Annotated in this window: 1 protein-coding gene and 1 pseudogene; both read left to right on the top strand. The window is 47.0% G+C overall.

What is annotated here, in order from left to right; genetic code table 11:
* Positions 1-113 precede the first annotated feature (113 nt).
* Positions 114-596, top strand: a complete 483-nt coding sequence (locus EOO50_RS17640; RefSeq protein WP_290841601.1) for a gliding motility lipoprotein GldH — start codon at positions 114-116, stop codon at positions 594-596.
* A gap of 2 nt (positions 597-598) precedes the next feature.
* A pseudogene (locus EOO50_RS17635) lies at positions 599-2,075 on the top strand (transglycosylase domain-containing protein); the annotation flags it as partial.

Genomic DNA, 2,075 nt, shown 5'->3' with positions numbered 1-2,075 from the left:
AGGCCAGCAAAGCCAAGGCTCGCAAAGCCAAGGGCAACAGCCGCGAAACGATGGCGACAGAAATAGAAACCGAAACAAGAATCGCAATAAGAACCGAAATAACGGCGACCGCAATGAGCCTAAAGCATAGCGTTTGGTTTCTTGCCGTTGCGACGCTGATTGTGTCGTGCGACAAGAAACGTGTTTTTGACGAATATAAAACCGTCGGCAGCGTTTGGAACAAAGACAGCATCGTTTCATTCGAGCTGCCTGAAGTCGATACGACCAAAGCCTACAACCTGTTCGTGAACATCCGCGACAACGACAATTATCCCTACAACAACCTTTTTTTGATCGTCTCGATGGATCATCCGGGCGGATTGACAAAAGTCGATACGCTTGAATATCAAATGACGGATGCCGACGGAAATCTCCTTGGCAACGGCTTTTCAGACATCAAGGAAAGCGCGCTTTTCTATAAAGAAAAAGTACGTTTCAAAAAAGGAAAATACAGCGTGCACATCCGTCAGGCTGTCCGCGAAACCGGAAAAATTAACGGCGTGAAAGAATTGCCCGGAATTACCGAAGTCGGTTTCCGGATCGAATCATTACAATAATTATGGCCCACAATCCACATCAAGTTAAAGACCTGCAGTATTACAAAAAGAAATTCTGGAAAATCTTCGGCTACACGCTCGGAGGATTGCTTGTGTTTTTCTTATTGGCATCGTGGGGAATTTTCGGACACATGCCCGATTTCGAGGAACTGGAAAATCCGAACTCGAATCTTGCTACTGAAATCATTTCATCGGACGGCGTAACCATTGGGAAATTCTACAACGAAAACCGCACGTCGATAAAATACAACGACCTTCCGAAACATCTCGTCGATGCCTTGATTGCAACCGAAGACGAGCGTTTTTACGAACATTCCGGAATCGATTTCAGGCGTACGACAACGGCGATGCTGAGCCTCGGAACCCGTGGCGGCGCGAGTACGATCACACAGCAGCTTTCGAAACTGCTTTTTCATGGCGAAGGCTCGCATTTTCTTCCGCTGCGTATTATCCAAAAGGCAAAAGAGTGGATCATTGCAACGCGTCTCGAGCGCCAGTACACCAAAAATGAGATTATCGCGATGTACTTTAAACACTGCCGTCGGAATTCGCTCGGCTGCTAAAGTTTACTTCGGAAAAGAGCCGAAAGATCTGACGATCGACGAAAGTGCAATGCTTGTCGGGATGCTGAAAAATCCATCGCTTTTCAATCCGGTCAAAAGGCCCGAAAAAACACTTAACAGGCGTAACGTCGTTCTCAAACAGATGGCGCGCAACGGCATTTTGACCGATGCGCAAAAGGATTTGTACCAGAAAAAACCGCTTGTTTTGCACTTCCAGCCCGAAAGCCATTTAGATGGAACCGCTACCTATTTCCGCGAATACCTTCGCGATTACATGAAAGGCTGGGTCAAGGAAAACAAAAAACCGGACGGCGGCGATTACGATATTTACCGCGACGGACTGAAAATCTACACGACGATCGACTCGCGCATCCAGCAATACGCCGAGGAAGCGATGCAGGAACATTTGCCAAACCTCCAGGCCGAATTTGACAGCCAGCAAAAAGACAACAAAAACCGGCCGTTCGTTCGGCTAAACGATGATGAAACAAATAAAATCATCATGCGTTCGATGAAAAATTCAGACCGTTGGACTGACATGGAATCGCAGGGCAAGAGCGAGGATGAAATCATTAAATCGTTTGACGTTAAAACTAAAATGACCGTTTTCACCTGGAAAGGCGAAAAAGATACGGTGATGACACCTAAGGATTCTATCCGTTATTTCAAGAGTTTCCTGCAGACAGGATTGATGTCGATGGAACCGAAAACAGGCCATGTGAAAGCCTGGGTTGGCGGAATCAACTACAAATATTTCCAGTACGATCACGTCGGGCAAGGCGCAAGACAGGTTGGATCGACGTTCAAGCCGTTTGTTTACGCGACTGCTATCGAGCAACTCAATATGTCGCCGTGCGATTCGATTATCGATGCGCCGTTCACAATCCCGAAAGGACGTCATCACGTAACCGAAACC

It is taken from the genome of Flavobacterium sp., assembly GCF_004211145.1.
Lineage (GTDB): Bacteria > Bacteroidota > Bacteroidia > Flavobacteriales > Flavobacteriaceae > Flavobacterium.
The sequence above is the reverse complement of the archived record's forward strand: the minus strand, read 5'-3'. Positions and strand labels throughout refer to the sequence as shown.

What these genes read in the sequence shown, in the direction of transcription:
- EOO50_RS17640 (WP_290841601.1), top strand. Translation starts at nt 114, where the DNA reads ATGAGCCTAAAGCATAGCGTTTGGTTTCTTGCCGTTGCGACGCTGATT.